Genomic DNA, 20,023 nt, shown 5'->3' with positions numbered 1-20,023 from the left:
CGCGCGCCATTTCGCGGCGGGAATGCGCCCTGCAGGGTCCACCCGGCCAAGTCCGGCATGCCAAGTCCGGCATGTCGCACGGTTTTCCCTTGCGCCGCGCCGCCGCCGGGCCTACAACCCGCAATGCCCCCGCAGGCTGCCGACCGGCGGCAGCCCCGGAACCCCCGATGATCGTCCAGGCGGCCATCCGCCCCGCCACCCCGCCCACCGCCATGCCCACCCCGCACGCCCGCCAGCACGATGCCTCCGCCCCATCCCAGCCGCCCGGCGCGCCGGGTGCGCCCTCGTCCTCCGCCACGGCTCCGGGCCACGGGCCGGGGCGCGGCGCGCACAGGCCCCCCGGCGGGCGGGACCACCGGGAACGGGCGGGCGGACGCCGCGCCTCGCGCATGGGCGTGGCCCTGCCGCTGCTGGCCTGCGCTGTGGCCCTGGGGGCCATCCTGGCACGCGACCCCAAGCTGCTGGCCTGGCACTCGGCGTGGCCGGGGCTGGTGCGCCCCCTGCTGCACATGCTGGTGACCATGGGCGTGGGTCTGGCCGTGGGTCTGGCCGTGGAAGCCTTCGGCTGGACGCCGCTGCTGGCCCGGCTGGCCCGCCCGGTGACCCGCTGGGGCCGCCTGCCCGACGACAGCGGCGCGGCCTTCGCCACGGCCTTCCTGTCCGCTGCCGCGTCCAACTCGCTGCTCATGGAGGCCCACATGGCCGGGCGGCTTTCCCCGCGCGAACTGCGCCTGTCGTACCTGCTGAATTCCGGCCTGCCGGTGTTTCTGCTGCACCTGCCCACCACCTTCTTCGTGGTGGGGCCGCTGGCGCGCACGGCGGGCATCATCTACCTGACGCTGAACGGCGTGGCCGCCCTGCTGCGCACGGCGCTGGTGCTGCTGCTCACCCGGCGGGCGGGACCGCCGGAAAAGGCCGGGGGACCGCCGTCCGGCCAGCTTTCCGCCAGCCCGCGCGCTTCCGGACCGCACGTTTCCAGCCCGCGCGCTTCCGCATCGCACATATCCGGGATAGCCGCCCCCGCCACCCTGCCGGAACGCCTGCGGAGCGCCCTGGCCCTGGTGGGCACGCGGTTCCGCCGCCGCATCGGGCGCATGGCCCTGTTCACCGCGCCCACCTACCTTGCCATGTACGCCCTGCACCAGGCCGGGGTGTTCGATGCCCTGCGCGATCTGGCCGCCGGCGGTCTTGATCTGGGCATCCTGCCGGTGCAGGCCGCCGGGGTGGTGGTGTTTTCCGCCGCGGCGGAATTCTCGGCCGGGGTGGCCGCTGCCGCCGCCCTGCTGGACGCGGGCTCGCTGGACACGGCCCAGACCGCCCTGGCCCTGGTGCTGGGCACCATAGTGGCCACCCCCATCCGGGCGCTGCGCCATCAGTTGCCGTCGCACACCGGCATCTTCACCCCCCGGCTGGGGCTGGTGCTGCTGGTGCAGAGCCAGTTGTTCCGCGTGGCCAGCCTGGCCGCCGTCACCGCCGCGTGGTGGATTGCAGCGCACTAGCCGCCGCACAACACACGAACGGGACGGACACGGCAACCGCCGCGTCCGTCCCGTCCGTATTCGCCGGGGCATAGTTACCCAGCCGCATGTTCCGGCCCGATTCGCCCGGCCGGGAAGCACCGCCTACTTCGTGTTGTCCTTGGTGACTTCGTCGGGTTCGTTCATGGCCCCGCGCAGTTCACGCACGGCCTTGCCCAGTGTCCTGCCCAGCTGGGGCAGCTTGTCCGGTCCGAAAACGAACAGGGCCACGATGCCGATCACCAGCAGATGCATCGGCTGAAACAGTTCTCCGATCATGGTTCCGTCCCGTGAAGGCGCATGGTGCGCGCAAAGGTACTGCCCACCGCGCGCGCGGTGCATGCCGGGATACGCTCCCGCCTCCGCACGCTCATGGCATCGCATACGCCCGAATGCAACGATGCGCCAACTTGTGCAATCATGGCCCGCATTGTGCGGGCAACTTGCACAAGCAGACGCGATCCGGAATGGTCCTTCGGCCCGCGCACCTCGGATCATCGGCAGGTTCCGGCCGGATATGCCCCCGGAAGGTTCTAGCCGTCCACCGCCTGCCGGGCCGGCAACCGCACCGTGAACCGCGCCCCTTCGCCGGGCACTCCGTCGCAGGCGATGCTGCCGCCGTGGGTGCGCACCACGATGAAGTAGCTGACCGCAAGCCCCAGCCCGGTGCCCACGCCCGGCGGCTTGGTGGTGAAGAACGGCTCGAACGCCCGGCGGCGCACCTCCGGCTCCATGCCCGGCCCGTTGTCCTGCACCACGATGACCACCTCGTCGCCTTCGCGCCGGGTGGCCACCAGCAGGGCGGGCGCCTGCCCGGCCGGATAGCGTTTTTCCGCCATGGCGTGGGCCGCGTTCTTGAACAGGTTCAGCAGCACCTGTTCGATCTCGGTGGGCACGCAGGTCAGGGTGTCGTCGTCCTCCGCGTAGTCGCGCACCACGTGCAGCTTGCGGAAGTCGTACTGGCGGCGCAGGTCGTAGTCGCTGCCCGCCAGGGCCAGCGCCCGCTCGGCCAGGGAATGCGCCCGCGCCGTGGTGCGCCGCCCCTGCCCCGGCCGCGTGAATTCGAGCATGGTGGCGATGATGTCCGCCGCGCGGGTGCCCGCGTCGCGGATGCCTTCCAGCATTTCCGAGATGCGCCGGGCCTCCATGTAGGCGCGCATGGCCGTCAGCGACACGCCGGTCTCGCGCGCGGCCCGGGCGTTGGCGGGCAGGTCGGGGTCCAGCCTGCGCACGATGTTCTGCACGCCCTGCAACACCGCCCCCAGGGGGTTGTTCAGTTCATGCGCCATGCCGCCCGCAAGGCCCCCCACCGACAGCATCTTCTCGGTCTGCACCAGCATGTCGGCCAGGCGGGTGCGCTCCGTCACGTCGTCCACGCGCACGATGACGGCGCCCGGCACGCCGGGGCTTCCCGCCTGCCCCGTGAGGGGAAACAGCATCACGTCGAGGTGGCGCAGCATCCCCCCCGCCACGCGGGGCAAGCCCTCGAAGCGGGCGGCCTGCCGCCGGGCCACGGCCTCGTGCACTTCCGGCGCCACGCCCACCAGCCGGGACAACACCTCCGCCGCCGGACGGCCGCGCGCCGCGTCGCGCGGGAGGCCGGACGCCTCCTCGGCCGCGCGGTTCCAGTGGATGATCACCCCGTCCGGCCCCACCCCGGCCAGGGCGGAGGGCATGGCCTCCATCACCGCGTCCAGGAAGTCGCGCGCGGCGGCCAGTTCGCGCAGGGCCTCGCGCAGGGGGGTGACGTCCAGGATCACCCCGTCCAGGAACTCCCTGCCCTCGTCGCCGCGCACCCGCCGCCCCTGCTCGATGACGGAGCGCTGGGTGCCGTCTTCGTGCACCACCCGGTACTCCAGCGAGAAATGTCCGTCCGGGTCGTTGGCCGCCGCCACGTCCCCGGCCACCCGCGCGCGGTCTTCGGGGTGGATGATGTGCTCCAGGGGCAGGCGCCCGCTCTGGTATTCCGCCGCCGGATGCCCGGTCAGCTGTTCGACCTGGTCGGAAACGAACAGCGCCCGCCACGGCGGCTCGGCCTCGCAGCGGTAGACCACGCCGGGCAGGTTGGCCACCAGCGCGCGGAAGCGCTGCTCGCTCTCGCGCAGGGCCAGTTCGGCGACGCGCTGTTCGGTGATGTCGATGTTGATGCCGAGAATGCCGGGGATGCCTTCGCCCGTCTCGTCGCGGATGGGGGCCACCACGCTGGAGAAGACCCGCCGCCTGCCGTCGGGCAGTTGCACTTCGTGCTCGTGGCGCACCGTCTCTCCGGCGCGGGCACGGGCGTTGATGCCCTCCCACCCGGTGCGGGTCGCCTCCGGCACGTCCCGCTCGCTGTCGGGCGATGCCGTCAGGTCGCCCCACATGGCCACCGAGATGTCGCTCTGCATGGCCACGCGGCCGGTGGCGTCGCGCGCCCACAGGTCGAAGGGAATGTTGCGGATCATGGCCCGCTGCAACGCGGAGGAGCGCCGCAGCTCGTCCTCCATGACCCGGCAGCGGGTGGCGTCGGAAAAGACCACCGCGAACCGGTTCGGCTCCACGCGCCAGGCCCGCACCTCCCAGTGCCTGCCCAGCAACGCGTCGCGGTGCTCGAAGCTGACGCTTTCGCCGGTGCGCACCACGCGGCCGTAGATGTCCACCCACCTGCGCTCGATGCCGGGCAGCACCTCGAGCAGGGTGCGCCCCAGCACCTTGTCGCGGGCAAGGCCGGTCATGGCCTCGAAGGCGGGATTGACGTCGAGGAACCGGTAGTCGCACGGCTGGCCGTGCTCGTCCCAGAGCATTTCGTGCAGGGAATAGCCGCTGGGCAGGTGTTCCAGCAGCAGGCGGTGGCGCTCGGCCATGTCTGGGATGTCGCCGGAAGCGGCCTGTGGGACGTCGCCGGAAGCGGCCGGGCCGTCGGCTTGTCCGGATACGGGGCGAACCCCGGTGGCATCGTGATCGTGAAGTCCGTCGTCGGCTGCCATGCGTGCGCTCCCCGGCGGCGCTCGCCGCCGCCGTCCCCTAGTCCCCTTCCCGTTGGGGCCGGAATGTCTCCGGCACGCTTCCCCCGCAATGGAGCGACGCAACTGCCGAAAAACAGCCGTCGCCTCGGGTCAGCCTACACCAGAACGCGCCCCGGCGCGACAGGAACTTGCCGCGCCAGGTCCGGTCCGCACCGGACTGCGGGCAGACGACAAGGCACGGCAGAGGCAGCCCCTAGCGCTTGCCAGGCAGGAACGTGGCCCTCAGGAACCGTATGTCGAGAAATGTCAACGGATTGGCCGTCACCTTGTCGGGCAGCAGGTGGTACCAGCGGTACCCCAGTGCGCGGTAGTAGGCGCGGGCCCTGTCGGCGTAGCCCGTCTCGCGCGCGGCCTGCATGGCCGCGTCGCGCTGGCAGCGCGACGACGCCAGGGGCCGCAGCAGCCGTGGCGTGTACCCCCAGCGGTCCAGCATGCGGCGCACCCGCAGGTATTCGCGGTAGCGGCTCATGCCGTCGGCCCCGCACAGCAGGGCCAGCCCGAACCAGCCGGACGCGGGCATGAACAGCAGCAGCCCCAGGGACAATGCCTCTTCCGCCAGCGCTTCCAGCGCCACGCGGGCCAGACCGGCGCCGATGAGCGCGGAAACGCCCCCGGTGGCATGGGGCAGCGGCGCGGCCCGCAGGTAGCGCACCGGCGCGGCCAGCCCCCGCCGCAGCAGCGTGCCGAGGCCGCCCGGCCCGCTTGCCGGCGGCTGCACGGCCTGGTCGGCCTGCCGGGGCCAGCCTGACGGGTGGCCCCGGCCGATCGTGCCCCCGCAGCGGGGGCAGACGCCATGCGTGCGCATGCGCCCCGGCGCGGCGGGGCGCGGGGGGTGGCCGGATGGCTGCGGGCATCCGGCGGCGCGGCGGGGCGTGTGCGTCGGCATGGTCATGGCAAGATCATGGCGCGGTCATGGTGCAGGCTGGGGCGTGGACTGAAGCGCGGGCCAAGGCCGCCAGGCCGGGCATGCCGGCGCGGCGCGGGCCCTGGGTCCGGGTCCGTTCCTTCTGGCTAACCGCTCCGCGCCGCGAGGGCAAGCCCGTGCCCATCGCCCGCGTTAAATAGTGTCAACCGGTGTAAATGTGCCGCGCCCGCCCCGCACGCGGCCCCGCGCATCTGCTATGGCTGGGCGAAGTATCGTGCGATGCGGGCGCCGGAAATGACGCGGCAGTGCCGGGGGAATGTTCCGCCCGTGCACCCCGCTCCGCGCCGCCCGCCGGAACGGAGGCCGCCATGGCAGACAACGTCGTTCACATTCCCGCCCGGCGCCGGGCCAAGGTGATGGTGGTGGTGGGCACGCGCGCCCAGGCCATCGCCTGCGCGCCGGTAGTGCATGCCCTGCGCGAGGGTACCGCCCGGTTCCACACCATAGTGGTCGGCGCGGGCCTGCACCGCGACAGGTTCGTGCCCACCCTGCACGACCTGGGCATGGAGTGCGATATCGACCTCAGCCTGCCCGGCGACATCGACGAGGGCCAGTTCCACCTGCTGGCGGGCAACGCGGTGCTGCGCTTCGGGCTGGTGGTCTCGCGCCTGCGGCCGGACATCGTGCTGGTGCAGGGCGCCTCCGCCACGGCCCTGGCCGTGGCGCTGACGGCCTTCCACAACCACGTTCCGGTGGCCCACATCGACGCCGGGCCGCACGACGCCCCCGGAGACCAGACGGGCGCCCCGTCGGCGGAGGAAGGCAACCGCCGCTGCATCGCGGCCGTGGCCTCGCTGCATTTCGCGGCCACGGCCAAGGCGCGCGAGGCCTTGCTGCACGAGGGCGTGGACGGCGCGCGCATCGCCGTCACCGGGGCCACGGTGGCGGAAAGCCTGCACCGGTTCGCGGCAACCGGGCAGGCGGAGGGACCAGCCCCGAACGGTTCTGCCGCCGCGCACGCCCCGAGGGTGCCGGACATCCGCCCGGTGTCGCTCCGCAAGGCACGCGGAAAAGGCTCCGTTACGGTGCGGACCGCCGCGCCGGACGAGACCGCCCGGCCCGTTGACGCCCCGCCGGTTCCCGCCCGGCCCTTGCCCGAAGGCCGTACCGTGCTGGTCAGCCTGAACGGCATGCACGCCAGCCCCCCGGCCCTGAAGGACGTCTGCGCGGCCGTGCGCGAACTGGCCCTGGCCCGCCGCGACACCGGCTTCCTGGTGCCGGTGGGCAGCCACCGCCCCCTGCGCGATGCGGCCATCCCGCTGCTGGGCGCGGTGCCCAACGTGCGCCTGATGCCGGTGCCCCCGCTGCCGGAATTCGTGGCCTGCCTGCGCGCGGCCTGCCTGGTGCTGACCGACGCCGCCGACGTGCTGGAACAGGCCGCCGCGCTGGGCGTGCCGGTGCTGGCCCTGCGCGCCACCCCGCACCTGCCCGAGGCGGTGCGCGCCGGGCGCGCCAAGCTGGTGGGCACCGACAAGGCCGCCATCCTGCGCGAGACGGCGGCCCTTCTGGACGACCCGGCCCACCACGCGACCATGGCGGCGGCCTGCGCCGCCCCCGGCGACGGCCATGCCTCGGAGCGCATCACCCTGGCGCTGGACCGGTTCATGACCGGCCTGGCCCCGCTGCTGCCCCCGCACGCGGAATTCCGGGCGTAGGCCGGTCCACCGCCACATCCCCGAGCCCGCCCGCTCCGCCTCCATTTCGCCATGCCCGCCGGACAGGAACGGACGCCGGGGAAATCCCCGGCGCCCGTGTTTGCCGCTGGTTGGCGGTACCGACCATTGGTCGGCCCGGTCGGAAGCAGGCTCAGCCGTTGCCGTCCTTCCCGTCCGGACGGTGGTCGCCCCGTTCGTGCTCGTGGAACCCGTTGATCATGCCCTTCACCAGGCCGAGCGGGGTCGCCCCGGTGGTGGCAAGGTACAGGTGGCCCACGCAGAACAGCGCGAAGGCGATGACGATGACGAAGTGCGCCGCCACCAGGAACTGGCGGGGGGCGATGGACGCCGACGCCGATTCCGGCAGGAGCAGCAGCAGGCCCGAGGCGATGAGCACCGGCATGCCCAGCAGGAACACCACCAGGTAGGCCACGCGCTGCAACGGGTTGAACCGCCGCTGCGCCGTCACCGGGAAGGGATGGGGTTCGCCCCGGAAGATGCCGAAGCAGTAGTAGCGCGCCTGGGTGAACAGGGCGCGCGCGCCCTCGCCCGGCCCCGGCAGGTACTGGCGGATGTCGCCGGTCAGGAAGGCCCTGACCACGTAGGCCAGGAAGTTCAGGGCCAGCAGCACGCCGCCCGCGTTGTGGATGCGGGTCGCCGCCTCCAGCCCCAGAGCCCACGGGCTTTCCGTGAAGCGCACCGAAAGCCCGGTGCAGGCCAGCACCACGAACAGCGCGGCGTTGATCCAGTGGGTGACCCGCACGAAGCCCGGATACACGAACTCCGCGGTCAGCGGACCGTGGTTCTTCCTGGCAGTGACCATGCGGCCCAGCGCGTGCAGCACCACGAAGGCGGCCACGGCGGCAAGGCCGGTGGCGGCCGGGCCGTCCAGCTGGGGCATCACCCGCCTGGGCGGGAAGTAGCCCGAGGTCACCGGTCCCGCGCCGTCCACGTGCACGCCGGCCCGCACCACGATGAGCGAATCGCCCGAGGTGTGGCAGGTGGCGCAGTTGCGCAGGGCGGTCTTCTTCTCGCCGATGAGGTGCGAGTCGGGCCTGGCCATGGAGCCGTCGGCGTCGTTGGGCGTGTGGCATTCCACGCACATCACCGAACGGCTGTGGGCGTCCCAGTTGGCCAGGAACGAATGCGCGGACCTCGCGTCGGGCACGGAGCGCCCCGACAGTTCGCGCAGCTTGCCCGCGTCGCCGTGGCAGGCCAGGCACTGGGCGTTGTACATGGCCGTCAGCGGCACGTAGGCCACCTTGGCCGGGTTTTTCGGCTGGGCGTGCGGGTTGTGGCAGCTGTCGCAGGACACCTTGTCGCCCAGCTTCTGGGCGTGGGCGCTCTGCCCGAAGGCCTTCACCTGGTGCGCCAGGCCCACGTTGTGGCAGGACAGGCAGGTCGCGTTATCCGGCCTGGCCACCGCGTGGGGTTGCAGCAGGAAGCTGTCCTCGCCCTTCTGCCCGATGTGGCAGGTGGCGCACGGCAGGTTAGCGTGCGTGCCGCGCATGTAGCCGTCCCTGTCGATGTGCAGGTCCAGCGTCCTGCCGCGCTCGGTCACCGGATGGGGCGGCGTGTCCGCGCCGTGGCACGACAGGCAGGCCGTGCTCTGGGCCGTCACGCCCCGCCTGCCGGACAGCAGCAGGGCCTTTTGCGCCTCGTCACCGGCGAAGGGCGTGGCGATGACCCCGCCCATGGCGTCGGTGGAGGTGACCGCGTTGGACGCCACCTTGCGGTGGCAGGTTGCGCAGTCGCGCGAGGCCGCGGGAGGGTACCCCGTGGCATCGGACGTGTCGGTGTTGTTGTGGCACTTGAAGCAGGCCTTGTCCGTGAAGTGGTCGGCCATGGTGATGTGGGCCGTCTTCTTGGTGTCGAAGAGCTTCGAGTGGCAGTCGTCGCACCGGAAGCCCTTGGACGCGTGAAGCCTGCCGTCGAACATGACGGTCCCCTGGCCTCCGCCGCCGTAGCGCAGGGCCTTCCCTTCGCTGGTCGCCAGGGCAAGCCCCGGCCAGGCGGTCAGCAGAGCCAGGAGCAGGAGACTCCAGGCTCGTTTCATGCCTGCACCTTTGCGATGACGTTGGAGGTGGCCTTGCGCACGTCGGCCACGCCGGTCAGGGTCATGGCCACGGTCAGTTCGTCCTTGATGGCGTTCATGATCAGGGCCACGCCGTCGCGGCCCGCGCCGTGGGCGCCGCGCACCAGCGGACGGCCGCACAGGCAGGCGTCCGCGCCGAGGGCCAGGTACTTCAGCACGTCCTGGCCGCGCCGCACCGCGCCGTCCACCAGGATGGTGGTCTTGCCCTTCACGGCGGCGGCGATGGCGGGCAGCACCGTGGCCGTGGCCGGGGTGTAGTCGAGCACGCGGCCGCCGTGGTTGGACACGCAGATGCCCCTGGCGCCCACGTCCACGGCGATGCGGGCTTCCTCCACGGTCATGATGCCCTTGATGATGAACGGCAGGCTGGTGGACTTCACCAGTTCGGCCAGTTGCTTTGGTGTCTTGGGCTCCACGGTCTGGCCGGGCACGGCGCGGGCGGCGCGGCCCGCCGAGTCGATGTCGATGGCCACGGCCACGCCGCCGGCGTCTTCCACCATGCGGATGCGCTTGATGATCTCGTCGTTGGTCTTGGGCTTGATGGTCACGATGCCCTTGCCGCCGAACTGGGTCTTGAGCACCGAGATGCGCCGCTCGAAGACCTCCATCTTGTCGCCGATGCCGTCGGCCACCCAGCCCAGGGTGCCCGCATCGAGGCAGCCGCCGAGGATGGAGTTGATGTACTCCTCTTCGGTCATCTTGCCGCCCATGTTGTAGGTGACGCCGCCGGTGACCGCCGAGGTCACGGGCATGGACAGCTTCTGGCCGAACAGGGTGGTGGAAAGGTCGGGCTTCTTGACGTCGTGAAAGGTGCGCATGACCAGTTCGATGCGGGCCAGGGCGTTGTAGTTGTTCTTGAAGGCCTGGCCGGAGCCGATGCCGCCCATGCCGGGCACTTCGCCCGCGCAGGCCACGCCATCGCATTCCGGACACACGCGGCAGATGGGGTACAGCTTTTCGCGGGCCACGCGCAGCACGTCGCCCATCTTCAGCTTGGGGCCAGTTGTGGCGGACGCGGCAGGGGCGGCAGGGGCCGGAGCAGGGGCGGCAGCGGCGGCGTCCACCGTCTGGGGCGTCTGGGGCGCCTGGGCCGCCTGGGCCAGCACGGGGGTGAGCAGCGCGGCGGCGCCGGTCACCATGCCCGCCTTGATGAAGTTGCGGCGGGTCGCGTCGGTATCGTTCATGTCCTTGGTCATCTGGAGGTACTCCTTCTCCTCGCGTTGCGGCGCGCGGCCCCATGCCGCGCGCGCCACGGAGCGTCGCCGGCAGCGATACGGCCCGTCCGTGGCTGCAAGCACGAAAGCAGGTACGATGCCAGTCCGAAGCGTTCCGACAACATGCCGGAATCCATGTGACTATCTGGACAAGACAACGGTGGGGAGCGCGCGAAGGGGTATGCCGTCAGGAAAGGATTTTCGCCAACTCAAGAAAAGACAAGCATTCACGCCGTGTTGGCGCTTATTGCCAGGTGGCATGACGTGCCGTTTGGAATACCCCATCGCCGGACGCGGCGGCAGGGTTGCGGGAGCATAGCGAACAAAGGAGAGGAACGGCGGGGGAATGCGTCAACAGGCGTCGTCGTCGCGGCGTTGTGCCTTCAGGCGCTTGGACAGGGCCGACTGGGTGACCCCCAGCAGCCGCGCGGCCAGGGTCTGCCTGCCGCCGGAACGGGCCATGGCCTCGTCCAGCAGCAGCCGTTCCGCCTGGGCGAAGCTGGGCAGCGTGGTCAGCCCCGCGAAGGGGTTATCGCCCTCCGTCATGGCCAGGGCCACGGCGGTTGCCGCTTCCGGCGTGCCGATGTGCCGCTTGAAGACATCCATGGACAGCATGCGCCCGGTGTGCAGGCTGACCGCGTCGTAGACCATGGCCGCCAGTTCGCGCACGTTGCCGGGGAAGGGATACGCGGCCAGCAGCGCGGCCAGTTCCGGAGGCGGGGTGGGCTTGCGCTTGCCCATGGCCGCCGCCGCTTCGCCCAGAAAGTGGTCCAGCAGCGGGGCGATGTCTTCCGGCCGCTCGCGCAGGGGCGGCACGGCCACGTGGTGGGTGCGCAGGCGGAAGAACAGGTCGCGCCTGAAGCGCCCTTCCCGCTCGCTGGCGGCAAGGTCCGCGTGGGTGGCGGCGATGACGCGGGCGCACAGCCTGCGCGGCTGGTCGCTGCCCAGCGGGTAGTATTCGCCCTCTTGCAGCAGGCGCAGCAGCTTGACCTGCGAGGCGATGGACAGGTCGCCGATCTCGTCGAGGAACAGCGTGCCCTCGGCCGCCTCTTCCACCAGTCCCCGGCGCGGCGCGTCCGCCCCGGTGAAGGCCCCGCGCACGTGGCCGAACAGCGTGTCGGCGAACACCGCGTCGTCCAGTCCGGCCACGTTCAGGGCCACCAGCGGGCCGCGCCTGCCGCTCAGTTCGTGGGCGGCGCGCACCAGGCTTTCCTTGCCCACGCCCGATTCGCCGGTGACCAGCAGCGGCCGGGGGCTTCTGGCCACGGCCTCGATGTAGGCGAAGATGGCGTGCATGGCCGCACTGCGGGTGTGGATGGCCGCGAAGGCCTCCGGCCGGCGCAACCGGCCCGATGCCAGACGGCTGGCCACCTCGCGGTTTTCGGCGCGCAGTTCCAGCATGTGCATGGCCCGCGCGATGCCGCCCACGATGCGCGATTCGTCGTCGGTCTTGACGTAGTAGTCGTAGGCCCCAAGGCGCATGCACTCCACGGCGGTGGACAGCTGGTTCAGACCGGACAGCACGATGCAGCACACGTCGGGGTGGCGTTCGGCAATGGCGGCCAGCAGTTCGGCGCCGGACACGTGCGGCATGGTCAGGTCCAGCAGCACGAGGCCGACGCCCCCGGCGTCCAGGATGTCCATGACCTGCCGGCTGTCCTGACAGGCGCGCACGTCGGAGAACCCGGCCGAGAATTCCAGCAGCAGGGTCATGGAGGCCAGCCAGTCCGCCTCGTCGTCCACCAGAAGGATGCCGGGGGCCGCGAGGTGTTCCGGGGGGGCGGGACAGTATCCGCTCATGACGCGCCGCCTGCCACGGGCAGCACGAGGCGCACGGTGGTGCCCCGGCCCGGTTCGGAGGTGAAGTCCAGGCTGCCGCTGTGCTCCTGCACGATGCCCGCCGAGACGGAAAGCCCCAGCCCCGTGCCGCCGCTGGCGCGCTTGGTGGTGAAGAAGGGATCGGTCAGGCGCGGGATGTCCTGCGGCGCGATGCCCACGCCCTCGTCCGCCACGGTGAGCGCCACGGCCTTGCCGTCCGGCGTGGCGGCGGTGGACACGGTGATGCCCCGCTCGCGCGGGTCACGCGGACCGCGCGGGCCGCCGTCTTCGGGCGCGGGCAGGGCCTGGCAGGCGTTCAGCAGCACGTTGACCACCACCTGCTCCATGCGCGAGGGGTTGCCCCACACGGGCGGCAGGCCGGGGGCGAAGTGCGTGTCGCAGCGCGTGGTGGCCTTGTGGAGGGACCTGCCCACCAGCCGGATGGCCTTTTGCGCCACCTCGCCCAGGTCGAAGGACTGGTGGTCGCTGGCGGGGGCCACGCGCGAGAAGTCGCGCAGGTCGTCCACGATGCGCCGGATGCGCTGGGCGCTTTCCTCCACCACCTCGACGATGCGGGGCAGCTTGTGGCGGATGCGCGAATAGCTGCTGCCGCCCAGCGGAAAGTCGCCCTTTTCGCGGTACACCTCGTCCAGCACGCGCATGGCTTCCGCGTTCAGCTTCTTGAGGATGGGCACGTTGACCAGGATCAGCCCGTTGGGATTGTTGATCTCGTGCGCCACGCCGGACACCAGCACCCCCAGGGCGGCCATCTTGTCGGCCTGCACCAGTTGCTGCTGGTTCTCGCGCAGTTGCGAAAGGGCGTCGGACAGCGAGCGGGTGCGCTGGTCCACCTGCCGCTTGAGCGCGCGCGTCCACAGCGCCGCCGCGCACAGCAGAAGCAGCAGCGGCCCCAGCACCACGGCGGCATAGCGCGCCACCACCTGGGCGGAGATGCCTTCCGTGTCCATAACGCCGAACCACTTGCGGCGCAGTTCCTGGTAGCGGCCGGACTGCTTGACCAGGGCCAGGCCCTCGCCCAGCAGGGCCAGGGTGGCCTCGTCGCCGTGGCGCACGGCAAAGCCGTAGGGCTGGCTGGTGACGCTCTTGGCCACCACGCGCACGTTGTCGATGCCGTCCTGCTGCAACGTGAACATGCCGGGCAGCATGGCCACCACCGCGTAGTCGGCCTCGCCCCCGGCAAGGCGGCGCAGCCCGCCCACGGGGGTCTTGGAGAAGATCAGGTCCTTCTCGTAGCCCATGCCGTCGAGGATGTCGTTGATGCTGCCGCCGGGGTGGACGATGACCTTCCTTCCGGCCAGCTCTTCCAGCGACGAAACGGCGGGCGTGCCCTTGCGGGCGAAGATGGCGTGGTTGATGGTGGTGTGCGGCGGGGTCAGTTCCGCCTCGCGCAGCCACAGGTTGGAATACGGGGTGCGTTGCAGGGCGTCCACCGTGCCGTCGGCCAGCGCGTCGTGCAGGCGAGACCAGTCCATGAGCACGAACCGTACGGGGACGCCCATGGCCTCTCCCACGGCGCGCGAAAGGTCCACGTTGAAGCCGGTGGGCTGGCCCTTGTCGTCCAGGTATTCGTAGGGCGGGTAGTTCCTGTCGCCGCCGATGACCAGCACCCGCTGCGCGGGAGGGGCGTCCTGCGACTGAGTGACGGGGGCGGCGCGGGCCGGGGTGACGGCGTGGGCAGAGGTGACCGGGACGGCGATGCAGGCGAGTGACAGGACGAGGCCAAGCGCAAACGCACGGACCACGGCCAAAGGGATGCTGCGGGTCACAGGTTCGAAGCCTTGCGTATCTGGCCGGAGTGCCGGTTTGCTGCTGGGGGTGCGCACCCGCCAGTCATAGGAACTCGGCGGGGTGGCGTCAATGTGATGGGGGCAGGCGGGGCTTGGGCGGGAAGTCGGGGGTAGCAGCGGGCAGCGTTGCCCCGGCAAGCCCCATAATCGGATGGAAACGGATGAAATTGCGGCTGGCCTGTCAGACAACGGGGAAAGCGACTATCCCCCTCGTTCCAAACGCTGCCGTGCCGGGCACGCCCGGCGGGCACCCCTGGCTGCTGTTCTCCCGCGCGCCCGCATCAGCAGATCGGCAAAACCAGCAAAGTGCCTCCCAAATCGCTGCCTGCCCGCGTTTACCCTGCAAACATCATCCCGATGGGCACCGCAAGAATCCTGTCGCCCACGGGCATGACTTCCTGCCCGGTATACACGACCACGCCCCGGACGAAACGATCGCCCAGCGCGTCGCGCAGTGACGCCAGCCCCTTGATATCGTGCGGTGCCACGCTGGCGGCCAGCTTCACTTCCACGGCTGCCACGCGCCCGGCCCTGTCTTCCAGCACCACGTCCACCTCCTCGCCGCTTTGCGAACGATAATGGTAGAGCGACACCGGGTGTTCCGTCCAACTGCTCTGTTTCAGCAGTTCCCCAACGACAAAGGACTCAAGCAGCCGACCGGCCATGATGGAGTCGTCGGCCAGGCGCGCGGCATCCGCGCCGCACAAGTGGCAGGCCAAGCCGGAATCGCAGACGTGGATTTTTGGGGACTTCACCAGCCGCTTGCTCAAGTTGCTCGACCACGCGGGCAGGAACCAGATGAGGAACAGCGCCTCCAGCAGCGGGATATACCTGCCCAGGGTGCTGGCGGGCACGCCCACGCTCCGCGACAGTTCGGCCTGGTTGTGCAGCGTGCCGGAACGGACGCCAAGCAGACGCAGCAGGCGGAGCAACCCGCTGATATCCTGGATATTGGCGATATCGCGCACATCCCGTTCCACCAGGGTGGTGATGTATGAATCGAACCAGGCGGCACGACGCCTCGGGCTGCTTCTGGCAAGCACCTCCGGATAGCCGCCTGCGGCGATGGCCTCCAGAAGGGCGTCCCTGGTCAATGAAGGCGACGTGCCCTCGGGTACAAAATCCTTCCGGAACAGCGCCTGGATGAAGTCCTCTCGGACGCCTGCCATTTCTCCCTGCGAAAGCGGATACAGGGTCAACACTTCCATGCGGCCCGCAAGCGAATCGGCAATGCCCGGCAAGGCCAGGATGTTGGCAGAACCTGTCAGCAGATAGCGTCCGGGGTGGCGCTCGCGGTCCACGTCTTCCTTGATGGCAAGCACCAGAGCGAATGCGCGTTGCACCTCGTCAATGATCAAAGGCTTCTTCAGCCCCTGCAAGAAACCCGTCGGGTCATCCAGCGCCCCGGCCAAGGCCGTGGCCGAATCCAGGCTGATATACTGACGGCCATCGGCATCGACTGTTTTTTCGGCCAGTTGCTTCACCAGCGTCGTCTTGCCGGTTTGGCGGGCACCCCGCAGGAAAACGACCGGGGTGTCGGACAGGGCTTCCAGCAGCCGGGCATGTATTGTGCGGTTGTTCATGGTGTAAAATATGCCATCTCGTGGGCGATTTTACAAGTCCATATGGTCAGATTTTCAACCCCACCACCACAAGACCAAGACACCAAAGGCTAGATAGAAAACTGAGATGCATCACAAAAACTGCAAAGCGATGCTGCACACACGAAAAGCTGCCGCGCGTTCCGGCAAGGCTATGCCAGACCCATTCGGGCCTGGCGTTCCCGATCAACCCCGCGAAAACGGAAGAGCGGCAAGGTGCGAAATACCTTGCCGCTCTCTCGAGTCCGAAATTTGGCGTCCCCAAGGGGATTTGAACCCCTGTCGACGGCGTGAAAGGCCGTTGTCCTGGGCCAGCTAGACGATGGGGACGCGCTGGCGCGCCGGTGGCGCGGAGCGATTCAATAGCCAACGGGAAGGCGGCGCGTCAACTGTTTTTTCGGCGGGCATGGCGGTCCGGGCAGGCCGCCGTGTCCACGGACCGCACGGCCGCGATGTCCGTCGCCCATCCTCCTACGCCATTCGCCACCGCCACCCGTCCCCTCACAAAATAACGCCGACAGCAGCCCGCCGCGCTTGACGCCCCGCCGCGCGGCCTTATCCCTATGGCAAGGGAAAGGTCATGCAAGTCCGGGAAGGCCCCCGCTTCCCAGACATACATGGCAGAGGCCCGCGGGTGCTCCCCTGGCGCCCGCAGGTAAACCCCGGCGGAGGATGCGACGGAATAATGCCGACGGAACACTTCCCGATGAAAGGGATTTGCCGGTGAACCTGGTCCCGAGCCCATACGGCAATGCCGGGGCGGACCAACCGACGGTTCGGAAAATTCAGGCAAATCCCTTTCTGTTTGTCGTTATTTCCTGCTATAGGCGGACGACGTCGGTCGCATGCGCACGCGGCTCGCACTCCGCGTGGCCGCGCAAGACACGAAACCATCCATCAGGCCCCGGCGCCCGGGCACGACCATGTTCCGCCTCGAACCGCTCACCCATCTCTTCGACCTGCTGCACCATTACTGGGAACACCCGCGCACCCAGCGCCGGGTGGCGCTCGGTCTCATCTTCGCGTTCATCGGCGGCATCGTCGCCATAGAACTGAACCGGCGCGGCCTGCTGGCCGGCCTGCCGGAAGAGCTGACCCGCTTCGTTCCCTCCAACCATTTCCAGGCCGTCAACTTCGCCTTCACCATGCTGCTGGTGCTGGAAGTGATGAGCCTGATCCTGGTGCTGTCCTGCTCCCTGTCGCGCTCCGTCGGCAAGCAGTTCGAGATCCTCGCGCTGATCCTGCTGCGGAACTCCTTCAAGGAGCTTTCGCACATGCACGAGCCCATCAGCCTTTCGCTCGACCTCATGCCCGTGCTGCACATCATCGTGTCCGCCAGCGCCGCGCTGGTGATATTCCTGTGCCTGGGCCTGTACTACAAGGTGCAGCGGCCGCAGGGGTACATCACCTCGGCCATGGACCGCATGCACTACGTCATGGCCAAGAAGATACTGGCGCTCGGCCTGTTCGTGACGTTCATCGGCGTGGCCCTGTGGGACGGATGGATGTTCGCCACCACCGGCCAGTCGTTCGACTTCTTCGAGACCATCTACACGGTGCTCATCTTCGCCGACATCCTGATGGTGCTGGTGGCGCAGACCTTCATGCCCTCGTTCCACGCGGTGTTCCGCAACTCGGGCTACGTCATCGCCACCCTGCTCATGCGCATCGCCCTTGGCGCGCCGCCGTTCTGGGACGCGGGCGTGGGTATCATCTCGGCACTGTTCGCGCTGGCGCTGACCTGGGCCATCCGGGTGTTTCCACCCAACTCGGTGTCCTCGTCCTGCTCGTAGGCGGGCGAAGGAATCGGGCGGGAAGGCGGCATCGGAACGGGTGGGCTGCACCCTTCCCGCTGCCCCCCCACGCGCGGCCGCCGCGCACCGGCCACGCCATACGCACGAGACAAAAAACGGGGCGTTCCACCACTGGCGGAGCGCCCCTTCATCGTGCCGTTCACGCGTCATGCCCGGCCGGTTTCCGGCCGAAAGCCCGCCGGGATGCATCCCCTCCGGGCCGACGCGCGGTACCTGTTACATGCGCCAGGTGCCTGGTTCCTCGCGGAGATACATGTCCATCTCCTCGCTGATCCCCACCCGCACGTCCGCCTCACCATCGGTAAGGCAGATGTTGCGGTCGGGGTCCAGGCCCACATCCAGGGCCAGCCCTTCCAGCCGTTCGATCAACCGCTCGAAGTCGTCCCGGACGGCGGGATCGCTGTCCCATACGTGCTTCGGCACGCGTGCTATACCGGTGAACATGCGCATCACCTCCCTCGCGCTGGGCGCGACTGGTGTCTCGTCCACAAACATAAGGCCGGAGCGGCGGTTTTCAAGACACACGAAGGGGCATTTCCCGCCACGCCGCCGTCCCGGCGAACCTCCACGCTACCCCGGCCCCCGTTCCCGCATGAAAACGACGTGGTAGTTACAGTTCCACTTGGCGTGAGCTACACTCTTGGCGTCACCCATCGTGACCTCCTTTTGATTCGTTTGACTTGCAGTTGCCAGACCGCAGGTCTTCCATAACAAACTCAAAAGGAGTTTTTCTTACATCACCATAGCTGTAAGCTGACGAAAACCCCACGCATAGCGCGGGGTTTTCTACATACACGAAACGGCCCGTCCATCCGGACGGGCCGTCGTCATTTCCGGGGTGCGTCGGGTGTCCGGGCGTTACCGGCCGCTATCGTCCGTCATCCAGCCGCATGTCGGCCGGAGCCGTGGCCCGCACCGTGTGGCGGATGGTGGCGGTGGCGCGCGGCGCAACGTCCAGGTTCCACACCAGGCGGTGGTTTTCGGCGGCGGGCTTGGGGTCGGACTCCACGGTCAGGGAAATGGCCGTGTCGCGCGGCTGCGGTTCCGGGTCTTCCACGCGCACGGACACCGCCGTGGCGCGCCGGTTGGCCACCTCGATGGTCCAGGCCCACACGCGGGTCTGCTGCTTGCTCACCAGCCCTTCGCGGCCGCTCTTGCGTTCGTCCAGGCGCATGGTGGCGGACACCATGGGGTCGCTGCCGAAGAAGATGTCGGCCTTGTCCTCGGCCAGGCTGAAGGGCGCGCTGCCCACGCTGGCCCCGTCGGCCACGTACAGCGCCTCGCCCGTGGGGTAGTGGCGCGGTTCGGGCAGGGTGACGGAGGCGGTGAGGAACGCGCGCGGGTCCGCCGCCGGGCGCACGGTGTGCCGGAAGGTGGCGGGCCATTCCTCGCCGCGCAGGGCCACGCGGGCCGTTCCGCCGGCGGGCAGGGTGCGCGGGCCAAGGTCCCACACCTCGTAGGTGGCCTTCTCGTCCATTTGCGGCGCGGTGTCGGCGCGCAGGGCCACGGCTTCGGCGGCCATGGGCGCAGGGGCCGCCTTCATGACCATGGGCGTTACCCCGATGACGGGCCGCAACTGCCAGTCGCGCAGGGGCGGCGGTTGCAGGGCCGCGCCCGGCTCCACCGTGGCCACGGACAGGCGCGCGCCGGTCCAGTCCACGGAGCCGCCCTGGCGGATTTCCGCCTCGAAGGTGAAGCCCACCGTGCCCTTGTCGGGGTGGGCCTCCAGCCGGTAGGCGGGGTGCCAGCCCGCGTCGCGCAGGGTGTAGGCATAGGTGACGGCCAGCGCCCCGCGCGCCGGTCCGGCCAGCAGCACCGTGGCCACCGGGGCCGTGCGCGATGCGCCGCCCGCGTCGTTCAGTTCCTGTTCCAGCCGGTCGATGCGCGCCGCCAGCGCGGCTTCCCTCTCGCGCAGGTCGGGCAGGGTGGCGTTCAACTCCGCCAGCCGCCTGGCCATCTGGGCGTCCAGCCGTTCCAGGTCGGCGGTGGGGGCGTTGGTCACCGGCGGCTTGGACCACAGGGCCATGCGCGCCTCGGTGGCGGCGATGGACCCGGCCACGGACGCGGCCTCGCGGCGCAGCCCGGCCAGGTCCGCGCGCAGGCGCACCACGCGGGGGGCGTCTGCGGCATCGATCTCACGGATGCTTACCGACGCCACCCCGTTGCCGGGGACGGTCACGGACAGGGTGGACGGGTCCGCCCCGGCGGGCAGCGCCAGCCGAAACGCCTGCCCGCCGCCGGGGGCGGGCTCCACGGTCACGCGTTCCTCAACCATGACCCGCGCGGAGCGGGGGTAGAGGACCACGGACGTGGGCGTTGCGGGCAGCGGGTCGGCGGCCTGTGCGGCGGATGCGGGCGGCGGGGATGCGGCTGCCGGCCGGGCTGCGGAGGAATCCGACGGCTGGGCCTGCTGGGCGGCCTGCACGGGAAACGCGGCCAGCACGAGCACGGCGGTCAACACGGCGGCCAGGGCCGCCAAACCGGCCAGGGTATGCCCAAATAGGCGGGTCGGGCGGAATGGGCGGCATGGGCGGAACGAAAGCCGGGACAAGGTCGGTCGGCGCGTTGCGC

At 70.0% G+C, this 20,023-nt stretch carries 13 protein-coding genes and 1 tRNA gene; 3 read left to right on the top strand and 11 right to left on the bottom strand.

The features are described from left to right. Nucleotides 1–167: 167 nt before the first annotated feature. Nucleotides 168–1,499 carry a nucleoside recognition domain-containing protein gene (locus tag V6B97_RS11200; protein ID WP_333506594.1) on the top strand — a complete coding sequence of 444 codons (1,332 nt, stop codon included), beginning with the start codon at nucleotides 168–170 and terminating at the stop codon, nucleotides 1,497–1,499. Nucleotides 1,500–1,622: 123 nt separating this feature from the next. Here V6B97_RS11200 and V6B97_RS11195 read toward each other — a convergent pair whose 3' ends face one another. From V6B97_RS11195 to V6B97_RS11185, 3 genes are all read right to left on the bottom strand, one after another. Continuing rightward, nucleotides 1,623–1,796, bottom strand: a complete 174-nt coding sequence (locus tag V6B97_RS11195) for a twin-arginine translocase TatA/TatE family subunit (RefSeq protein ID WP_333506593.1) — start codon at nucleotides 1,794–1,796, stop codon at nucleotides 1,623–1,625. 254 nt (nucleotides 1,797–2,050) lie between these two features. Further along, the gene (locus V6B97_RS11190; protein WP_333506592.1) at nucleotides 2,051–4,483 is read right to left on the bottom strand and encodes a PAS domain S-box protein; all 2,433 of its coding nucleotides are present in this window, start codon (nucleotides 4,481–4,483) and stop codon (nucleotides 2,051–2,053) included. A 232-nt stretch (nucleotides 4,484–4,715) separates the two neighbouring features. Continuing rightward, nucleotides 4,716–5,414, bottom strand: coding sequence for a hypothetical protein (locus V6B97_RS11185; RefSeq protein WP_333506591.1), 699 nt, complete (start codon nucleotides 5,412–5,414; stop codon nucleotides 4,716–4,718). A gap of 341 nt (nucleotides 5,415–5,755) precedes the next feature. On the opposite strand from V6B97_RS11185, the gene V6B97_RS11180 reads away from it, so the two are divergent. Beyond that, the gene (locus V6B97_RS11180) at nucleotides 5,756–7,102 is read left to right on the top strand and encodes a UDP-N-acetylglucosamine 2-epimerase (RefSeq protein ID WP_333506590.1); all 1,347 of its coding nucleotides are present in this window, start codon (nucleotides 5,756–5,758) and stop codon (nucleotides 7,100–7,102) included. 151 nt (nucleotides 7,103–7,253) lie between these two features. Here V6B97_RS11180 and V6B97_RS11175 read toward each other — a convergent pair whose 3' ends face one another. From V6B97_RS11175 to V6B97_RS11150, 6 genes are all read right to left on the bottom strand, one after another. Then, nucleotides 7,254–9,158 (bottom strand): cytochrome b/b6 domain-containing protein, encoded by a 1,905-nt coding sequence (locus V6B97_RS11175; RefSeq protein ID WP_333506589.1) that lies wholly within the window; start codon nucleotides 9,156–9,158, stop codon nucleotides 7,254–7,256. Beyond that, nucleotides 9,155–10,393 (bottom strand): alpha-hydroxy-acid oxidizing protein, encoded by a 1,239-nt coding sequence (locus tag V6B97_RS11170; RefSeq protein ID WP_333506588.1) that lies wholly within the window; start codon nucleotides 10,391–10,393, stop codon nucleotides 9,155–9,157. Before V6B97_RS11170 ends, V6B97_RS11175 begins: the two co-directional genes overlap by 4 nt. Before the next feature lie 369 nt (nucleotides 10,394–10,762). Next, on the bottom strand, nucleotides 10,763–12,211 hold the full coding sequence (locus V6B97_RS11165; protein WP_333506587.1) for a sigma-54-dependent transcriptional regulator: 1,449 nt from the start codon (nucleotides 12,209–12,211) through the stop codon (nucleotides 10,763–10,765). Then, nucleotides 12,208–13,992: a transporter substrate-binding domain-containing protein gene (locus V6B97_RS11160; RefSeq protein WP_333506586.1), complete on the bottom strand. Its 1,785-nt coding sequence runs from the start codon at nucleotides 13,990–13,992 to the stop codon at nucleotides 12,208–12,210. The genes V6B97_RS11165 and V6B97_RS11160 overlap by 4 nt, the downstream gene beginning before the upstream one ends. A 380-nt stretch (nucleotides 13,993–14,372) precedes the next feature. Next, nucleotides 14,373–15,620, bottom strand: a complete 1,248-nt coding sequence (locus V6B97_RS11155; RefSeq protein WP_333506585.1) for an ATP-binding protein — start codon at nucleotides 15,618–15,620, stop codon at nucleotides 14,373–14,375. Nucleotides 15,621–15,891: 271 nt separating this feature from the next. Further along, nucleotides 15,892–15,968: transfer RNA gene (locus tag V6B97_RS11150), tRNA-Glu, on the bottom strand. 593 nt (nucleotides 15,969–16,561) lie between these two features. On the opposite strand from V6B97_RS11150, the gene V6B97_RS11145 reads away from it, so the two are divergent. Next, nucleotides 16,562–17,431 carry a hypothetical protein gene (locus V6B97_RS11145; RefSeq protein WP_333506584.1) on the top strand — a complete coding sequence of 290 codons (870 nt, stop codon included), beginning with the start codon at nucleotides 16,562–16,564 and terminating at the stop codon, nucleotides 17,429–17,431. A 237-nt stretch (nucleotides 17,432–17,668) separates the two neighbouring features. Here V6B97_RS11145 and V6B97_RS11140 read toward each other — a convergent pair whose 3' ends face one another. Then, a complete protein-coding gene (locus tag V6B97_RS11140) occupies nucleotides 17,669–17,896 on the bottom strand; it encodes a hypothetical protein (RefSeq protein ID WP_333506583.1) in 228 nt (75 codons plus the stop codon). Nucleotides 17,897–18,320: 424 nt separating this feature from the next. After that, nucleotides 18,321–19,913, bottom strand: a complete 1,593-nt coding sequence (locus tag V6B97_RS11135; RefSeq protein ID WP_333506582.1) for a DUF4139 domain-containing protein — start codon at nucleotides 19,911–19,913, stop codon at nucleotides 18,321–18,323. Nucleotides 19,914–20,023 lie beyond the last annotated feature (110 nt).

This window comes from Nitratidesulfovibrio sp. 1201_IL3209 (assembly GCF_036763125.1).
Classification (GTDB): domain Bacteria; phylum Desulfobacterota; class Desulfovibrionia; order Desulfovibrionales; family Desulfovibrionaceae; genus Cupidesulfovibrio.
Note: the sequence above shows the minus strand (reverse complement) of the source record. Positions and strands in the feature narration are given on the sequence as shown.